We start from the raw sequence: 16,586 nt of genomic DNA, 5'->3' as shown, positions 1-16,586 counted from the left end.
CTTTTCGCCCTTCCGCCGCAGGCACACCAATGCCTGCTATGCAGATCTTTAATGCTCTGATAAAGATTGAACGAAGGACTGGCTCGCTCAGAGCTCGTCTTTGATGCCGAAGTTGATCTTCGCCTCTATCTTACCAATGATTCAAACAGTTTAACCTCCCGCAAAGGCAGGTCTATGGTCAAGAATCCAATCCCATTGGCGCAGGACAAAGCACCTCCGACAACGTCACTCAATCGTTCATTGACCCTTCCACTTCTCACACTCTACGGGCTGGGGGTTACTGTTGGCGCCGGGATTTACGTCCTGATTGGCGTCACTGCGGCACAAGCTGGCCCATATGCTTGGATCGCATTTTTGCTCGCGGCGAGTGTCGTCGGATTCACAGCCTTCTCCTATGCTGAACTCGCGACACGTTATCCGGTCAGTGCTGGCGAGTCCGCCTACGTAGATGCGGGCTTTGGCCGCGCGGATCTCGCTACTGCAATCGGTATTCTCGTTGCAATTTCAGGGTTGGTTTCGGCATCAGCCATCACGGTTGGGGCTTCCGGATACTTGGGCAGCCTGACAGGCGTGGAACCTTCCGCCCTCATCTTGGGAATCGTGACCACGATGGGATTACTGGCATGGTGGGGGATCACCCAATCTGTTGTCGTCGCAGGCATTGTCACAGTCATCGAAATTCTTGGCCTGATTGTTGTGATCGGCTGGAGCATGGCCATGACGGAAAGACTGGGCGTCTCTCCAAAAGACTTGATACCACCACTATGGGGCAGTCACTGGACCGGCATCATCAGCGCGACGGTGCTCGCCTTTTTTGCGTTCATCGGTTTCGAAGACATGGTGAATGTTGCAGAAGAGGTTGAAGAACCGCGCCGAACACTTCCTAAAGCGATCATCTACACGCTCGTCATTGCGACCATCCTCTACTTGGCCACTTGTGTCGCAGTGACAATGGCAGTCCCGATGGAGGCGCTTGCGGGGTCATCTGCGCCATTAGCCCTCGTCTTTGCTGATGCCCCAGAAGCAATGCAGATCAGCTTCACAGCCATTGCTGTCGTGGCAACGGTGAATGGGGTGTTGATCCAGATGATCATGGTGTCCCGCGTCATCTATGGCATGGCTGATCGCGGCCGGTTGCCCGCTGGTTTCGCGCGCCTATCGGTCCGCACACAAACACCCTCTGTCGCCACTGCATTTGTCGCAATCTGCATCCTCGGCCTCAGTCTGTTTCTGCCAATTGCACGCCTTGCAGAGTGGACATCACAAATCGTTCTAAGTGTGTTCGTATGTGTCAATTTAGCTCTGATTGCCATCAAGCACCGGGCCGAACCTGCGGATGATCATTTTTCGATACCACTGCTGGTCCCGGTATGCGGGACAATCATCAGCGGTATCTTGTTGGTCGTATCGCTATTCTGACAAAGGATGAGACCGCTTCATCAAAGTTGCGGATCACAATCAACCTAAATGCCGCCGTTCGCCGCATGACAGAAATTCAGGAAAAATGGGCTCTACCCTGACAGTCGCGACGCCCCCTAAACCAACAAAAAACGCCCCGCAAAGTGCGAGGCGTTTGTCGAATCGTACGTTTCAACCGGTGAAACGTACGAATTTCCACATTTACGAAATGTTACTGGCTCGACCGTTGCGCTTCGATTTTGCGCCACTCGGCCACGTTGCGATTGTGCTCTGCCAAGGTCGCCGCAAAGGCGTGACCGCCGGTACCATCAGCCACGAAGAAGATGAAATTCGTGGTGTCAGGATTGGCCACAGCCGCAAGGCTGGCACGGCCCGGATTGGCAATCGGTGTCGGCGGAAGACCCGGAATAACGTAAGTATTCCAAGGGGTTTCACGACGCAGCTCGCTTTGACGCAAGCCACGACCCAACACGCCTTCGCCTTTGGTGATGCCGTAAATTACGGTCGGGTCCGTCTGCAAACGCATGCCTTGGTTCAAACGGTTGGTGAACACACTCGCCACCTGACCACGTTCCTCGGCAATCCCTGTCTCTTTCTCAACGATAGAGGCAAGGATCAGCATTTCTTCTGGTGATTTCAACGGGATAGACGGATCACGCGCTTCCCAAGCTGCTGCCAAAAGCACCTCTTGCGCGTCGGTCATGCGTTTGATCACATCCGCACGGCTGTCACCTTCGCGTACTTCGTAGCTATCCGGTGCTAGCGATCCCTCTGCAGGCACCTCTACTTCACCGCTCAGAAGATCAATTTTGCTAAGCGCATCAACAACTTGCCAGCTGGTCACACCCTCAGCCATCGCGATCCGGTAACGGGTATCAGACTGCTGACGCACATCCAAAAATTCCGCCGGTGCTTCGCCTTCGGATGGGTTGAACGACACAACCTCAACAAAGCGATTACTCGCCGCATCCATTTCCCGAACCTGAACAACAGACCGCGTTACACCAACGCGATAAACAACCTCGGTCCCACAGGTCGACGCGCCGCCACGAGTCACAATATCTGCAATCTCAGACATCGACGCACCCGGTTGAACAAGGAAAGCTCCGGCTTTTAGCAAGCCAGATTTTTCCGTGTAATCTGCCCCAATGCGGAACAAGGAACCGTTGCTTACAGCACCGGTTTCTTCAAGGTTTTCAGACACTTTGCGCATGGTCGATCCGGGTGCGACGCGCACACAGATCGCCTCAGCCAAGGGCCCTCGGTTTGTGTATTGGCTCTTGCCCCAAAGGACGACGCCGCCAAAAAGAAACACCGCGACAATCAACAGAGTAATCGCGTTCGAAGCGATGCTTCGCCACATGACTTAGACCTTTCCGAAGACCACAGAGGCGTTCGTACCACCAAAGCCAAAAGAGTTAGACAGGGCGATGTTAATCTCCCGTTCCACCTTTGCATTCGGTGCCAAGTCCACTTTGGTCTCGACCGCTGGGTTATCAAGGTTAATGGTCGGAGGAGCAACTTGATCACGGATCGCCAAGATCGAGAAGATCGCCTCAATCGCGCCAGCCGCACCCAAAAGGTGCCCTGTTGCGGATTTGGTCGAACTCATAGTCACTTTGCTTGCCGCATCGCCCATCATCCGCTCTACCGCGCCCAACTCGATGGTATCCGCCATCGTAGATGTGCCGTGAGCATTGATGTAGTCCACGTCAGCAGGCGTTAGGCCCGCGTTCTTCAAAGCTGCGCGCATAGAGCGCTCGCCGCCCTCTCCGTTCTCAGATGGCGCTGTGATGTGGTATGCGTCACCAGACAGGCCGTAGCCAAGAACCTCGGCATAGATTTTCGCGCCACGGGCTTTCGCGTGTTCGTATTCCTCAAGAATAACAACACCCGCGCCTTCGCCCATAACAAAACCATCACGGTCCGCGTCATAAGGACGGCTTGCCGCTTGTGGATCGTCTGCACGTTTCGTGGACAATGCCTTACAAGCGTTAAAGCCCGCGATACCAATTTCAGAAATCGCAGCTTCGGCGCCACCAGCAACCATAACATCCGCATCGCCAGCTTTGATCAAACGGGACGCATCACCAATCGCGTGCGCACCAGTTGAACAAGCTGTAACAACCGCGTGGTTTGGACCTTTGAAACCATAGCGGATCGACACCTGACCAGAGATCAGGTTGATCAACGCACCTGGAATAAAGAACGGAGAAACACGACGCGGGCCGCGCTCTTTCAGCAAGACTGCTGTTTCGGCGATAGAGTTCAGACCACCAATGCCGGAACCGATCATAACACCGGTCCGCTCTAGGCTTTCGTCGTCTTCTGGCATCCAACCGGAATCTTTTACCGCTTGTTCAGCAGCAGCAATGCCATAAAGGATAAAGTCATCAACCTTGCGGCGTTCTTTTGGTTCCATCCAATCATCCGCATTGAATGACCCGTCGGAACCATCGCCCAAAGGCACTTCGCAGGCATACTTTGTTGCCACACGTTCGGCATCAAATCGAGTGATCGGCCCTGCCCCAGACTTTCCGTCTAGAATACGAGACCAGCTTTCTTCGACACCGCAAGCCAACGGAGTAACCAGTCCAAGACCGGTAATTACAACACGACGCATGATGCTGCCCCTTTTCCTCTAATCTTTGAATGCTCTTACCAAGCCACACCCCTTAGGGGCAAGAGTGCCTGAGCGAATAGCTCGGCATTCTTTCGCCTTTACGGCTATTAACTCGCGCAATCAGACTTAACCAAAAAGAAAAGCCCCCCGCAAACGCGAGGGGCTCATAACTGTCAAACGACAAAAAAGCTTAGGAAGCTTCAGTGATGAATTTCACTGCGTCGCCGAAAGATTGAATAGTTTCAGCTGCGTCATCAGGGATCTCGATGCCGAACTCTTCTTCGAAGGCCATAACCAATTCAACTGTGTCCAGGGAGTCTGCGCCCAGGTCGTCGATGAAGGAAGCTGCTTCGACTACTTTGTCTTCTTCAACACCTAGGTGCTCAACAACGATCTTTTTTACGCGGTCTGCGACGTCGCTCATATCAATTCCTCATTCGTATGGCCTAAGGCCAGTGGTCTACCCGCAGTAAGCGCGGAATGTGTATGCCCGATTGGGCGGCTATCGTTCCGGCTCCACCGGATACTCCGGCGTGCCAGAAGGCTCACCCGGAAAACTGCGCCGCCTATAGCACATGTTCTATGTAAGGCAAACGCTTTCGCAATGTAATCACAAAGGTGCTTGGGGGAATTTTCCCCCATTAAAAGCACCACTGCAATCACAACATGGCCATGCCACCATTAACGTGCAAGGTCGACCCCGTCACGTAACCTGCTTCGTCGCTTGCCAAATAAAGAACGGCTGCTGCGATTTCCGCTGGTGTACCCATGCGATTAGATGGGATCTGCTTGTTGATCGCCTCTTTCTGATCATCGTTCAGCTTGTCAGTCATCGCCGTTGCGATAAAGCCCGGCGCCACAGCATTTGCGGTGATTCCACGGCTAGCAACCTCGTAGGCAATTGATTTGGTCATGCCGACCATACCGGCCTTAGAGGCCGCATAGTTTGCCTGACCCGGGTTACCAGTGGCCCCAACAATAGAGCTGATATTGATGATCCGACCCCAACGCGCTTTCATCATTGGGCGCATTACGGCACGGCACAGGCGCATCGCAGATGTTAGATTAACATCAAGGACTTGCTGCCATTCTTCGTCAGACATACGCATAAAGATCTGGTCTTTGGTGATGCCGGCGTTGTTCACCAAGATGTCTAGGCTGCCCATCGCTTCGATGGCGGCCTTTGGCAAAGCGGCAACCGCTTCGGCGTCACCCAAGTTGCACGGTAGAACATGCGCGCGCTCGCCCAGTTCCGCAGCCAAAGCCTCGAGCGGCTCAACCCGCGTTCCTGAAAGACCAACGGTCGCGCCAGCTGCATGCAGCGCTTTGGCGATCTCGCCACCAATGCCACCAGACGCGCCGGTGACCAGCGCCGCTTTTCCTGTCAAATCAAACATAGTTTCTCCTGAAATTCTTTATCAGCGGCGCTTAGGCCAGCTTTTCTACTGCGGCTTTGACGTCGTCAGCGGTACCAACGGCTGTGCATGCGATCGAACGTTCGATACGACGCACCATGCCGGACAATGCTTTGCCCGCGCCAATTTCATAGATTTCGGTCACGCCTTCGCCAGCCATCCAAGCCACAGATTCGCGCCAACGCACAGAACCTGTCACCTGCTCAACCAAAAGCGAGCGGATCGTTGTAGGGTCAGAAATCGCCTGCGCACGCACGTTTGCCACCAAAGGCACGATTGGGCGGTTGATCTCAACCTTATCCAGCGCCTCGGCCATAACTTCGGCAGCTGGCTGCATCAAGGCGCAATGGAAAGGCGCGCTTACCGGCAAAAGAACTGCGCGTTTTGCGCCCTTTTCCTTGGCGATATCAAGCGCGCGCTCAACAGCCGCCTTGTGACCAGAGACAACCACCTGCCCCGGATCATTGTCATTTGCCGCCTGGCACACTTCGCCCTGCGCGGCCTCTTCTGCAACTGCGGTCGCTGTCGCAAAATCCAGGCCCAATAAAGCAGCCATCGCGCCAACACCTACAGGCACAGCCGCTTGCATCGCTTCGCCACGAATACGCAAAAGGCGCGCAGTATCAGCAACACTGATCGCACCGGCCGCGGCCAAAGCGGAATATTCGCCCAGCGAATGCCCTGCTACGAAAGAGGCCGCTTCCATTGAAACACCTTCAGCTTCCAAAGCACGAACTGCGGCCAAGGATGTCGCCATCAACGCAGGCTGTGCGTTCTGTGTTAGCGTCAGCGCGTCTTGCTCGCCTTCCCAGATCAGCGTGCTGAGCTTTTCGCCCAACGCGTCATCAACTTCATCAAAAATAGCTTTTGCGGCTGGATAGGCCTCGGCCAATGCTTTGCCCATGCCAATAGTCTGTGCGCCCTGTCCCGGAAAAACGAATGCTCGGCTCATGAAAGCCCCCTTTTCTTAGCGTTTCACCCGAAATAGCGCGCCCTGTGCATAGGTGCAACGCCCTTGCGCCTGAGCGCACCATAGTTTGGCTGATGAACGCTTGCTCCAATGGTGCACCCGTCTATCCTGATGGTCACCACAAAAGCAGGACATCCAGATGCCCCTTCGAAATACCTCGACCCACTATGGCGGACTGACCAAGACCTTTCATTGGCTCACAGCGCTTCTGATTCTAACGGCCTTTCCCGTTGGCTACTTTGCGCATTCAGCGCCCTTTGCAACCGGCGAAGAGCTGGCCTTTAAGGCCACTTTGTTTTCACTACACAAGACAATCGGCCTTGCCGCATTTTTCACGGCCTTGCTACGTATCCTTTGGGCGTTGTCCCAAAAACGGCCTGGGCTCCTGAATGCGGACCACAAATTAGAAGCCACAGCCGCAGAAACCGCACATTGGTTGCTATATGGCTCCATGCTTTTGGTACCACTGTCTGGTTGGATTCATCACGCAACCACCGAAGGGTTCGCGCCAATTTGGTGGCCTTTCGGCCAAAACCTGCCCCTCGTGCCAAAATCGGAATCCTTGGCGCAAATCACGTCGGGCTTGCACTTTGTTCTGATGATTGTGCTGGCGCTGACAATTCTGGCCCATGTCGGCGGCGCCCTAAAACACTTTGTCATTGATCGCGATAAGACCCTGCAGCGCATGCTGCCCGGCACGCCCGACGTCCCGAACCTGCCCGACCAATCCCACGGCCCACGTCCATTCGCATTAGCCTTGATCATATGGGTGGTTGCACTCTTCATTGGGTCAAGCCAGGGCTATTTCACCCCCACGACCACAACAACCAACACCGAAACCCTTGCTGCGGTACAATCCGACTGGCAGGCGCAATCGGGGAAAATCGCGATAGAAATCAGCCAGTTTGGCAATCCCGTCAGTGGCAGCTTCGAAGACTGGACCGCCCAAATCTCTTTTGACGAAGACGCCGTTGATGGAAAACATGGTTCCGTTGAGGTGGTGATCAACATCGGATCGTTGACGCTTGGCTCGGTCACTCAACAAGCTATGGGCGCCGATTACTTTAACACTGCGGAATTCCCCACAGCCACTTTCGCCGCCGACATCCTACCGGCTGACGAAGGGTACCTCGCCGAAGGCACCTTAACGCTGCGCGGAAAAACAATCCCTGTGACACTGCCCTTCTATTTGGAAACGAGACAAGAGGATGCCACCATGTCTGGCGAGGTCACGCTGAACCGACAGGATTTTGGGATCGGCGACAATCAACCAGACGAAAGCTCTCTTGGGTTTTCGGTATTGGTGCTGGTGGAACTAACCGCGACCCGTCAATAATCTCTTACCGTACAAAAAAGCCCCCGAAGCAGAACTTCGGGGGCTTTTTCTATGTATCGAGTCTAGCTTAACTTAGCTGTCAGCCTTCATCGCTTCGATAGAGATCGTAACCGGAACTTCGTCGCCCACGAACGGCGCGAATTGACCCAAGTTGTATTCTGAACGAACCAAAGTTGTCGTCGCATCAAAGCCAGCCCATGGCTTGCCTGCCATTGGGTGATCGCCTGCTTGGTTCAGCTTAGCGTCTAGAACAACAGATTTGGTCACTTCGTTCAAAGTCAGGTCACCTGTGATAAGCGCAGTGTTTTCGCCAGTCACTTCGATGCTTGTAGATACGAAGGTTACCATTTCGTCGTCAGTCGCACCAAAGAAGTCTGGGGACATAAAGTGACCAAAGCGTTCTTCCCAACCGGTGATCATTGATTTCACTGGCATAGAAACAGAAACAGAAGACGCTGCTGGGTCTTCTTGGTCAAACATGATTTCGCCTTCGAAACCAGAGAACATGCCGTAGGTCGTGGAATAGCCAAGGTGGTTATACGAGAAAACGATTTGGCTGTGGCTTGCATCCAGAACATATTTTTCAGCGTCTGCGGATGCGATAGTTGCGGCAGCCATCAGGCCTGCGGCTAGAACAAAAGATTTCATTGGGATAGCTCCGTAAATGTTGTGTGGTCGCAACATGAACTGATGCCAGTTAATAGCAATCCCACCCACAAAACAGACCCTGTGCACAGCCGCACAGAAACGGAAGCAAAGTGTTAAGACGTTGTGATTACGGCGATTATGACAACGTTTGCTTCATTTCTATGGGGGCGGCCAAAGTTAAGCTCAAGAGCTTGTTATTTGCCTTGTCCCGCAAGCAAACCAATTGCCCCCGAACTTCAACAGAACGCGCGGCATCACCTTCGAACTCTTGCAAAAGATCACCCGAAGCGTCCTGTGCTTTCATTTTCCAAGTATTATCGCTTTTTTCGAACTGTAAAATGCGCAGGTCACCAATCCGGGCAAACCCAGCGGTCAACAATCCGGCAAGAAACAAAGAAAGCCCCATCAGTGATTTGATAAATGCTAGTCCTTCAACCTCAAACCCAGGGAAGGTCATGATCGAAATACCTGCGACACACAGCACTGCAGCGAATCCAAGTATGCTCAAACGCTTCAAAAACTCTGCGATTTTCTGGACAAACTGACTCGGACCCTGCTCAATAATACTGAAGTTCATCTTTGAGAGTTCCTCTATGGGTTGCATCACAGCCAAACCTTGTCCGGAAAAGCGGCACAAATGGGGCGAACCCACCGTGAAATAAGGCAGAAACAGTTTGTTTCTAATTTCAAACAGGCTTGTTTAAAGTCTCAAATCCGTTATACAGCGCCATCCTTTTTGCGAATATTTAGAACCGCGCAGTCTCTCGTGGGTAGGGTGCAAAAAGGTAAACCGCCCTACTCTTTGAAATGCGCTTGAATGAAAATGGAGAGCACATGCCACTGTATGAGCATGTATTCATCTCGCGTCAGGACTTGTCCAACACGCAAGCTGAAGGTCTTATCGAACATTTTGGTACAGTATTGTCTGACAACGGCGGTTCGCTCGTTGAACATGAATACTGGGGCGTCAAAACAATGGCGTACAAGATCAACAAAAACCGCAAGGGCCACTACGCCTTCTTGAAAACCGATGCACCAGCAACGGCCATTCAAGAGATGGAACGCCTGATGCGCCTGCATGATGACGTTATGCGTGTTCTGACCATCAAGGTCGACGAGCACCCAGAAGGTCCATCTGTACAAATGCAAAAACGTGACGACCGTGGCGATCGCCGCGAGCGCCGCAACTGATAGCGTGAAGAAAGGACTGTAACCCATGGCTGCAAAACCATTTTTCCGCCGTCGCAAGGTCTGCCCATTCTCTGGTGAGAATGCGCCTAAGATCGACTATAAAGATACGAAACTTCTTCAGCGCTACATCTCTGAGCGTGGCAAGATCGTTCCGTCTCGGATCACCGCGGTTTCCGCGAAAAAGCAACGTGAATTGGCTCGCGCAATCAAACGCGCTCGCTTCCTCGCATTGCTGCCCTACGCTGTGAAATAAGGAGAGACTGATATGCAAGTTATCCTTCTGGAACGTGTGGCCAAGCTTGGTCAAATGGGCGAAGTTGTTGATGTAAAGTCTGGCTTTGCACGCAACTATTTGTTGCCTCAAGGTAAAGCTCTTACCGCTTCTGCGTCCAACGTGGCACACTTCGAAGCGCAAAAAGCTCAGCTTGAAGCACACAACTTGGAAACCAAGAAAGAAGCAGAAGCAATGGGTGAGAAGCTGGCTGGCCAGCAGTTCATCGTGATTCGCTCTGCATCTGACTCTGGTGCTCTTTATGGTTCCGTTACTCCACGTGACGCAGCCGAAGTAGCTACCGAAGCTGGCTTCACAGTAGACCGCAAACAGGTTTCCTTGATCGCACCGATCAAAGATCTGGGCCTACACGAAGTTGCCGTGCGCCTGCACCCTGAAGTTACTGTAGAGATCGTCATGAACGTGGCGCGCTCTGAGGAAGAAGCGGAGCTACAAGCTTCCGGTAAATCCATTCAGGAACTGGCAGCTGAAGAAGAAGCTGCTGCAGATTTCGAAATCGCTGAATTGTTCGACGATATCGGTTCTGCTGCGAATGACGACGAAGACGTTGCAGCACCAGCTGCAGAAGACGAGTCTGAGTCCTAAGTCGCTCAAGCGAATGCGGGTCGCGCCTACTGGGCGCGACTTGTTTACAAGCCATTGCTGAAAAATTCAGCAATAAGACTACTTTAAGGCGAAGAATTTGCCCCGGCGCCCCATTTAGGGCAGAAAGGTTTGTAATAGTAAATGTCGCCTCGGGGCGGAATGCGTGTTTTGGCATCCGGCTCGTACCAGTAGTTAGAACCCACAGGTGAGTTATGAATAAGATCGATGTTTTGGTTGGGAAACGCATTAGGGCCCGTCGTCACGCGATGGGAATCAGCCAAACGGAACTCGGAGACGCCATCGGCGTTAAGTTCCAACAGATCCAAAAATACGAAACCGGTGCAAATCGCGTCAGCGCTTCCCGTCTTTGGGCGGTTGCAGAAAAGTTAGGCGTAGACGTCGTTTATTTTTTTGAGGGCATTCGTCGTTCCGAAGAAGATGCCGGCATCGAAGTCGATCCGATTGACAAAATGGAATTCCTCTCTGATCGTGATGCTATCGAGATGATGGAACTTTACCGCCAATTGCCACAAAGTCAGCGCAGTGCGGTTTTGGCGTTTATGCGGTCCATGGCAATGGATGCAGGCCGTGGCAACTTGAGCGTTGCAAATTCGTAAGACACCGATCAATTGAACGGTGTTGATTGAGGAGAGGAAAGCAATTGGATCTTATTGATCTAAACGCAATGCCAGAGACAGAGGCACGCTTTCCAGCGTTCATTGATGACCTGTGCGATAAGCTTGAACTCGATTACGCCTCTTACGTCGCGATGCCTCCCCTGTCCGGAGACGTCAGATACTATGCAAACTATTCAGATGACTGGGCAGATCACTACGCACAAAATAACCTGCATTGTGTTGATCCAGTAATTCACAAATCAGTAAACAGTATTGCGCCTGTCGACTGGCAAAGGTTCGATCGGGATCAGAACTTTAATCTCGTATTCAACCCTGGTCGCGAATTCGGCATTCCTAATGTTGGTATTTCGGTTCCAATCCGCGGCCCCTACGGTGAAGTTGGCCTACTCAGCGTCTCTCGAAACTGTGAAAAATCAGTTTGGTCAAAACTAAAACGTAAAATCATGGGCGATTTACAGGTTGCTGCCGTGCACATGCACGACAATGTTATGCAATCAGGCATTCTTCCAAATGTCCTAAGCCGCCCTGCCCTGTCGTCCCGTGAAAAAGAAATCCTACAATGGGCTGCGGCAGGTAAAAGCCAACAAGACATCGGGGATATACTCTGTATCTCTCATCGTACCGTCGAAGTGCACCTTCGAAGTGGGCGTTCTAAACTAAATGCCCTGACAACGGCCCAAGCTGTTGGGCGTGCGATCAGTCACGGACTGATTTATCCCGGATAACCAGCCGAGATAACCTTGCCTAAAACAGGCCTGATCTGTAGGTACACAAACGCTTGATCTGACATTTTTCGATCAATCATCAAACAAAAATCAAATTAAATTTACTAAAATTGAAAAATTACGGGAATCCCCTAATAGCGATTTTTCCTGTCATGGATAACGATGGGTAAAAATCAACCACTGGTAGGGGATGACCATGATACTTGTTATCGACGCACTCAACGAAGCCAAGTTTTCTAAAATTTTAGATGAAGTTTACAAACTTCGCGCCCGAGTCTTCTCAGGCCGCCTTGGTTGGGAAGTGGCCGTAGAAGATGGTCGTGAAATTGATCAATACGACAAATTAAACCCTGCCCACATCGTTTGTTTGGATGATGATGGTGAAGTCGTAGGCTGTATGCGCTTACTGCAAACCACCGGCCCACACATGCTGGCCGACATCTTTTTCGAGCTTCTTGATGGCGAGGCGCCATTGCGCTCTGCTCAAATCTGGGAAGCTACACGTTTTTGCATCGACACTGACAAACTGAAAGGCCGCGAAAACCGCAACTCGATTTCTCACTATACATCAGAATTGATGCTTGGTTGTTTCGAATACGCTCAATCATCTGGTATTCTAGATATCGTTGCTGTGATCGACCCTGTCATGAACCGCGTCATGAAGCGGTCAGGCAATGCACCATACGATTATATCGGCAGCACCAAGCCAATGGGCGTAGTCAGCGCCATGACAGCCCTGATGGACTGTACAGACGAACGAATCCAATCCATTCGGAATTTCGCTGGTATCACGCATGATATTTTCGCAGACGAGGACAAAGCGCTAGCGCTCTTCAACAAGGGCGCCAAAGCAAAGGCAATAGCCAACGATATCGCCCTAGAGCCCAAGCATGCCCCACTCGCGCCAGCCGCACAAAAGTCGGACCTTCAGCAGTATTGCTTTGAACAGCTATCAAAAGCCAATTCTGAGAAAGAAATCGCAGCCGCGCTCGATCTGCTGAAACTTTTGTCTGAAAAGATCGGCACAGATGATGTGTCAGAACTCCAGCGGATCACCAGAGACTTGCCACAACGTACATTTACGGCAACGTCTCTCACCGAGATGGAAGAACTTCGGCCAATCTAAATCTAAGGAATTCCGCTCGTTCATCCCCCGAGCGGGTTGCGTAAATATCCCTACGCAACTTTAGGGGGCTGCCCATAACTCCAGGCAGCCCCTTCCCAATTTCAAAAGACCTTTTCTATCAAGACTTTTATAAAGACTTTTCAAAGTGTGAGTGTGAAACTATTTCAGAACGAAAAAGGGCTGCCCAATCAGGCAGCCCTTTCTTTTTTCCGAAACTGTGGAGGAGATTACTCTTCGTCCAGAGCCTCAACCGCTTTTTGCAGATCATCTTTGCTGACTTCTTTGTCAGAGATCTGAGCCAGTTCGAATACATAGTCGACAACTTTGTCTTCAAACAATGGCGCACGCAGCTGCTGCTGCATTTGCTGGTTTTGCTGAATGAACTCAAAGAACTGACGTTCTTGGCCAGGGTACTGACGCGCTTGGTTCATGATCGCTTGTGTCATTTCAGCGTCAGTCACTTCAACTTCTGCTTTCTGACCCAACTCAGCCAACAACAGGCCTAGGCGAACGCGACGCTCTGCCAATGTGTTGTGCTCGTCTGTTGGTGTGATCTCTGGGTGATCATGACCTTCGACTTCTGGGTTTTCTTCGTGCCACAGCTGGTGCGCAATTTGACCAGCTTCTGCTTCAACCAAGGAAGGAGGCAGATCAAAAGAAACCAGTTTGTCCAATGCGTCAAGCAAGCCGCGCTTTTGAACCTGACGGGACGCGCCCGCGTATTCTGCTTCCAGACGCTCAGCGATCTGACCTTTCAGACCATCCAGGTCTTCTGCGCCGAATTTCTTCGCCAGCTCGTCGTTCAGCTCAGCTGCAACAGGCTCTTTAACCGCTTTGATGGTGCAAGAGAACACAGCCTCTTTACCCGCAAGGTGCTCTGCTTGGTAATCGTCAGGGAAGGAAACAGTAACGTCCTTCTCTTCTTCGTTCTTCACGCCAACCAGCTGCTCTTCGAAACCAGGAATGAACTGGTTAGAACCCAGAACCAATGGGAAGTCGTCGCCGGAACCGCCTTCAAACGCTTCGCCGTCGATCTTGCCAACGAAATCCATGGTGACTTGGTCGCCATCTTTCGCTTTGGTGCCTTTTTTGCGGTCTTTAAAGTCTTGTGCAGTTTCTGCGAGGTTCGCCAAAGCTTCCTCAACATCTGCGTCAGACGCTTTAACAACCAGTTTCTCCAAAGAGATAGACTTCAGATCAACTTCAGGAATCTCTGGCAGAGCTTCGTAAGACATTTCAACGTTTACGTCGTCGCCTTCTTTCCACTCTTCGCCGTTTTTCATTTCGACTTTTGGCTGCAATGCAGGGCGGTCGCCGGACTTTTCAAAGTGCTCGTTCATTGCACCATCAACGGCTTCTTGCATTGCTTCGCCGAGCAAACGCTGACCAAACTGCTTTTTCAGCAGCGCCATAGGCACTTTGCCTTTACGGAAGCCTTTCATTTCGACTTCTGGCTGTGCTTCAACAAGCTTTTCGTTCACTTTGTTGTCCAGCTCGGCCGCCGTCACAGTGATGTCGTAGCCCCGTTTCAGGCCTTCGTTCAGGGTCTCGGTGACCTGCATGGTATCGTCCTTCTTTTCAACAGTCGCGCGGGTTACGATGACACCGCTCAAAATCTAAATAATGCTGCCTGCGGTCCTTATAGATGGACAATCGCAAACACAAGACCATTCAGCCCATTCTGACCCTCTCCAGACGCAACAATTCAACGCAAAATCACAAGGCCCGCCCTCTTAGGGGCAGGCCTCTTGTTTATAGGTATCCTTCTTGAATAAACCGCCGCGCTGCAAGCTTGCCCATCACGCGGCTTCCCCAAGCGGTCACATGCGTCCCATCCTCGATATATCCGGGCGGATGTGTAACCGTATGCGCCATAGGCTGCGCCGCGGCATGACCACTGTCTTGATCCATGTTTTCATAGGTTTGAACAAACCGCTCTGTATGAATACTCGCCGCATCCGGCGGCGGCCCAAGCAACATCCAAGGCACCTGCCCCGACCCCGTATCAGCCTCACCCGCCGCGCGCATCGCCGCAAAAGCGGGCGGATAGGCGCTGTCCATCGTTGCACTCAGATCCCCCTGCCCCTGCGCCCAAAGCCAACCGGCGATCTTCGATCCCGCAGGCAAGCGACTCATACCCAAATTCACCAAATCAACGGCATTCTGATAGGCATCCACCGCTTGGCCCACGCCATCAGGGTTCCAATCGGCATCAGCCCCAATCAAGCGCGTGGAGGAATAAGCCGCGCAAATGATCACCAAATTATGTGTATCTGGCACAAACGGCATGACCTCTTGCGCAAAAGCAATCGCAGGTGAAACGCCCGAAGACATGCTTTTGAACAGCAACGGCGCATTCATCGAATGCAATTCCCCACGCGTTGCCCCATAACCGCCATCGCTATAGCCCGGAATGCACAGACACCGCGGCCCTGGCCAATAATCCAGCGCAGGATCAATACCAAAAGCATTGTAAGAGCATTCCATCAACGACTGCCCCGCCGCCACAATCACATAGGCAGGCCGCGTCAAAACATCCGCCATGTCATAGGCTTGAAACCGCGTCAGCCGTCCAGAACTGGCCGTGCCCATGAACATATCAAGCCCGCCTTGCGCGACTGCATTTGGGAACTTCCACGTCTGCATCCCCCCACGCGTGCGCAACACTTCGGGCGCATAATAGGGCGACAACATCCGCGCGCGATGATTTCCCACCAGATCCTCAACCACAGAATGCGCCCAAATCTCCCCATCATAGGTTCGGTCGTCCGTCACCCGGGATCCCGCACCGATGCTCACACTGCCCTCACCAAAGGTCACATCGCCAACGGCTGTCACCAAATGGCTGGTGTCTTTCAACGTAGCATTCCGGATCGGCAACAGCCCCGGCTGCACAAAAGACCGCGCCCGCTGGCCGCGCCCCGCTTCAATTCCAATCGAGGTGCCCAAATCAATCATGGTCACACCACATAGGCTTTGATGCCCGCCGCCGTCGTCCCCGAGGCATGCACACGCGCCACATTTAATCCAAGCTCGGAGAAATCCGGCACCTGAACCGTTACAGGCCCATCACCATTCAACGGCGTCACCGTCAACGCGCCCCCCGTTTCCACATAAAGCTTCACCGCAGGCACCGGCAAATCTGCCGCATCATTTGGCACAACATCAACCATCCCGCCAAAGGTGCCATCCAACGCGCGATTCATTTTCAAGGTTTCATCGTAAATCTTCATTCAGCCAGTCCCTCTGCACTGTTTGCATCAGGAACCATGACTTAAACACCAGCCATCAACAGAAACTAACCAAACGGTACGATCCGTTCAGACTCTGTTAAGCTTCGTATTTTCAAGAAGTTAAGTGGTGCGGGTGAAGGGACTCGAACCCCCACGCCTCGCGGCGCCAGAACCTAAATCTGGTGCGTCTACCAATTCCGCCACACCCGCACTTAAACCAAATCAGTAGCCACCGTTTGGTCCGGCGTTCCTAGCAAAGGTCGAAACAGGATGTAAGAGCAAAAATGCGATTTTTTCACATCTATTTTCACGGCCCCTAAAAACAACGCGTTTTCACTTTAATGAAACCACAACACCCTGCCCCAAATCCCATTTCAACGCCCAC

The 16,586-nt window shown here is 52.3% G+C and carries 18 protein-coding genes and 1 tRNA gene; 8 read left to right on the top strand and 11 right to left on the bottom strand.

All coding sequences use genetic code 11. From position 1 onward, the window contains the following. Nucleotides 1–174: 174 nt before the first annotated feature. The gene (locus Q4544_RS09780; protein ID WP_303505783.1) at nt 175–1,419 is read left to right on the top strand and encodes an APC family permease; all 1,245 of its coding nucleotides are present in this window, start codon (nt 175–177) and stop codon (nt 1,417–1,419) included. Nucleotides 1,420–1,630: 211 nt separating this feature from the next. Here the strand turns inward: Q4544_RS09780 and mltG are convergent, their stop codons facing one another. From mltG to fabD, 5 genes are all read right to left on the bottom strand, one after another. Further along, nucleotides 1,631–2,782: an endolytic transglycosylase MltG gene (gene mltG / locus Q4544_RS09775; RefSeq protein ID WP_303505781.1), complete on the bottom strand. Its 1,152-nt coding sequence runs from the start codon at nt 2,780–2,782 to the stop codon at nt 1,631–1,633. Between the two features lie 3 nt (nt 2,783–2,785). Beyond that, nucleotides 2,786–4,042 carry a beta-ketoacyl-ACP synthase II gene (gene fabF / locus Q4544_RS09770; protein WP_303505780.1) on the bottom strand — a complete coding sequence of 419 codons (1,257 nt, stop codon included), beginning with the start codon at nt 4,040–4,042 and terminating at the stop codon, nt 2,786–2,788. Between the two features lie 190 nt (nt 4,043–4,232). After that, complete coding sequence (locus Q4544_RS09765) at nt 4,233–4,466, bottom strand: acyl carrier protein (RefSeq protein ID WP_303505779.1); 234 nt, start codon at nt 4,464–4,466, stop codon at nt 4,233–4,235. Between the two features lie 235 nt (nt 4,467–4,701). Beyond that, complete coding sequence (gene fabG / locus Q4544_RS09760; RefSeq protein ID WP_303505778.1) at nt 4,702–5,439, bottom strand: 3-oxoacyl-[acyl-carrier-protein] reductase; 738 nt, start codon at nt 5,437–5,439, stop codon at nt 4,702–4,704. A 31-nt stretch (nt 5,440–5,470) separates the two neighbouring features. Next, nucleotides 5,471–6,409: an ACP S-malonyltransferase gene (fabD, locus tag Q4544_RS09755; RefSeq protein WP_303505777.1), complete on the bottom strand. Its 939-nt coding sequence runs from the start codon at nt 6,407–6,409 to the stop codon at nt 5,471–5,473. Nucleotides 6,410–6,566: 157 nt separating this feature from the next. Between fabD and Q4544_RS09750 the strand changes: the two genes are divergently transcribed. Beyond that, nucleotides 6,567–7,763, top strand: a complete 1,197-nt coding sequence (locus Q4544_RS09750; protein WP_303505775.1) for a cytochrome b/b6 domain-containing protein — start codon at nt 6,567–6,569, stop codon at nt 7,761–7,763. 72 nt (nt 7,764–7,835) lie between these two features. Here the strand turns inward: Q4544_RS09750 and Q4544_RS09745 are convergent, their stop codons facing one another. Both Q4544_RS09745 and Q4544_RS09740 read right to left on the bottom strand, forming a co-directional pair. Then, complete coding sequence (locus Q4544_RS09745; RefSeq protein WP_303505774.1) at nt 7,836–8,411, bottom strand: YceI family protein; 576 nt, start codon at nt 8,409–8,411, stop codon at nt 7,836–7,838. A 136-nt stretch (nt 8,412–8,547) separates the two neighbouring features. Then, nucleotides 8,548–9,024, bottom strand: coding sequence for a hypothetical protein (locus Q4544_RS09740; RefSeq protein WP_303505772.1), 477 nt, complete (start codon nt 9,022–9,024; stop codon nt 8,548–8,550). A 221-nt stretch (nt 9,025–9,245) separates the two neighbouring features. On the opposite strand from Q4544_RS09740, the gene rpsF reads away from it, so the two are divergent. The 6 genes from rpsF (at nt 9,246) to Q4544_RS09710 (ending at nt 12,968) form a co-directional block, all read left to right on the top strand. Beyond that, nucleotides 9,246–9,602, top strand: a complete 357-nt coding sequence (gene rpsF / locus Q4544_RS09735) for a 30S ribosomal protein S6 (RefSeq protein WP_303505771.1) — start codon at nt 9,246–9,248, stop codon at nt 9,600–9,602. Nucleotides 9,603–9,627: 25 nt separating this feature from the next. Next, on the top strand, nt 9,628–9,855 hold the full coding sequence (rpsR, locus tag Q4544_RS09730) for a 30S ribosomal protein S18 (RefSeq protein ID WP_009805008.1): 228 nt from the start codon (nt 9,628–9,630) through the stop codon (nt 9,853–9,855). Nucleotides 9,856–9,867: 12 nt separating this feature from the next. Beyond that, a complete protein-coding gene (gene rplI / locus Q4544_RS09725) occupies nt 9,868–10,479 on the top strand; it encodes a 50S ribosomal protein L9 (RefSeq protein WP_303505757.1) in 612 nt (203 codons plus the stop codon). Nucleotides 10,480–10,691: 212 nt separating this feature from the next. After that, nucleotides 10,692–11,096: a helix-turn-helix domain-containing protein gene (locus Q4544_RS09720; protein WP_303505756.1), complete on the top strand. Its 405-nt coding sequence runs from the start codon at nt 10,692–10,694 to the stop codon at nt 11,094–11,096. Nucleotides 11,097–11,140: 44 nt separating this feature from the next. Continuing rightward, nucleotides 11,141–11,842, top strand: coding sequence for a LuxR family transcriptional regulator (locus Q4544_RS09715; RefSeq protein WP_303505755.1), 702 nt, complete (start codon nt 11,141–11,143; stop codon nt 11,840–11,842). Nucleotides 11,843–12,038: 196 nt separating this feature from the next. Further along, nucleotides 12,039–12,968: an acyl-homoserine-lactone synthase gene (locus tag Q4544_RS09710; protein WP_303505753.1), complete on the top strand. Its 930-nt coding sequence runs from the start codon at nt 12,039–12,041 to the stop codon at nt 12,966–12,968. 227 nt (nt 12,969–13,195) lie between these two features. Here the strand turns inward: Q4544_RS09710 and tig are convergent, their stop codons facing one another. The 4 genes from tig to Q4544_RS09690 all read right to left on the bottom strand — a co-directional run bounded on the left by tig (nt 13,196) and on the right by Q4544_RS09690 (nt 16,411). Continuing rightward, nucleotides 13,196–14,530: a trigger factor gene (tig, locus tag Q4544_RS09705; RefSeq protein ID WP_303505752.1), complete on the bottom strand. Its 1,335-nt coding sequence runs from the start codon at nt 14,528–14,530 to the stop codon at nt 13,196–13,198. A gap of 190 nt (nt 14,531–14,720) precedes the next feature. Next, a complete protein-coding gene (locus tag Q4544_RS09700; protein ID WP_303506243.1) occupies nt 14,721–15,926 on the bottom strand; it encodes a sialate O-acetylesterase in 1,206 nt (401 codons plus the stop codon). Nucleotides 15,927–15,928: 2 nt separating this feature from the next. Beyond that, nucleotides 15,929–16,201 (bottom strand): hypothetical protein, encoded by a 273-nt coding sequence (locus tag Q4544_RS09695; RefSeq protein WP_303505749.1) that lies wholly within the window; start codon nt 16,199–16,201, stop codon nt 15,929–15,931. A gap of 125 nt (nt 16,202–16,326) precedes the next feature. Next, a tRNA-Leu gene (locus Q4544_RS09690) sits at nt 16,327–16,411 on the bottom strand. Between the last annotated feature and the right edge of the window lie 175 nt (nt 16,412–16,586).

Origin of the sequence: Cognatishimia sp. 1_MG-2023, from assembly GCF_030548175.1 — a bacterium.
Taxonomy (GTDB): Bacteria; Pseudomonadota; Alphaproteobacteria; order Rhodobacterales; family Rhodobacteraceae; genus Cognatishimia.
The sequence above is the reverse complement of the archived record's forward strand: the minus strand, read 5'-3'. Positions and strand labels throughout refer to the sequence as shown.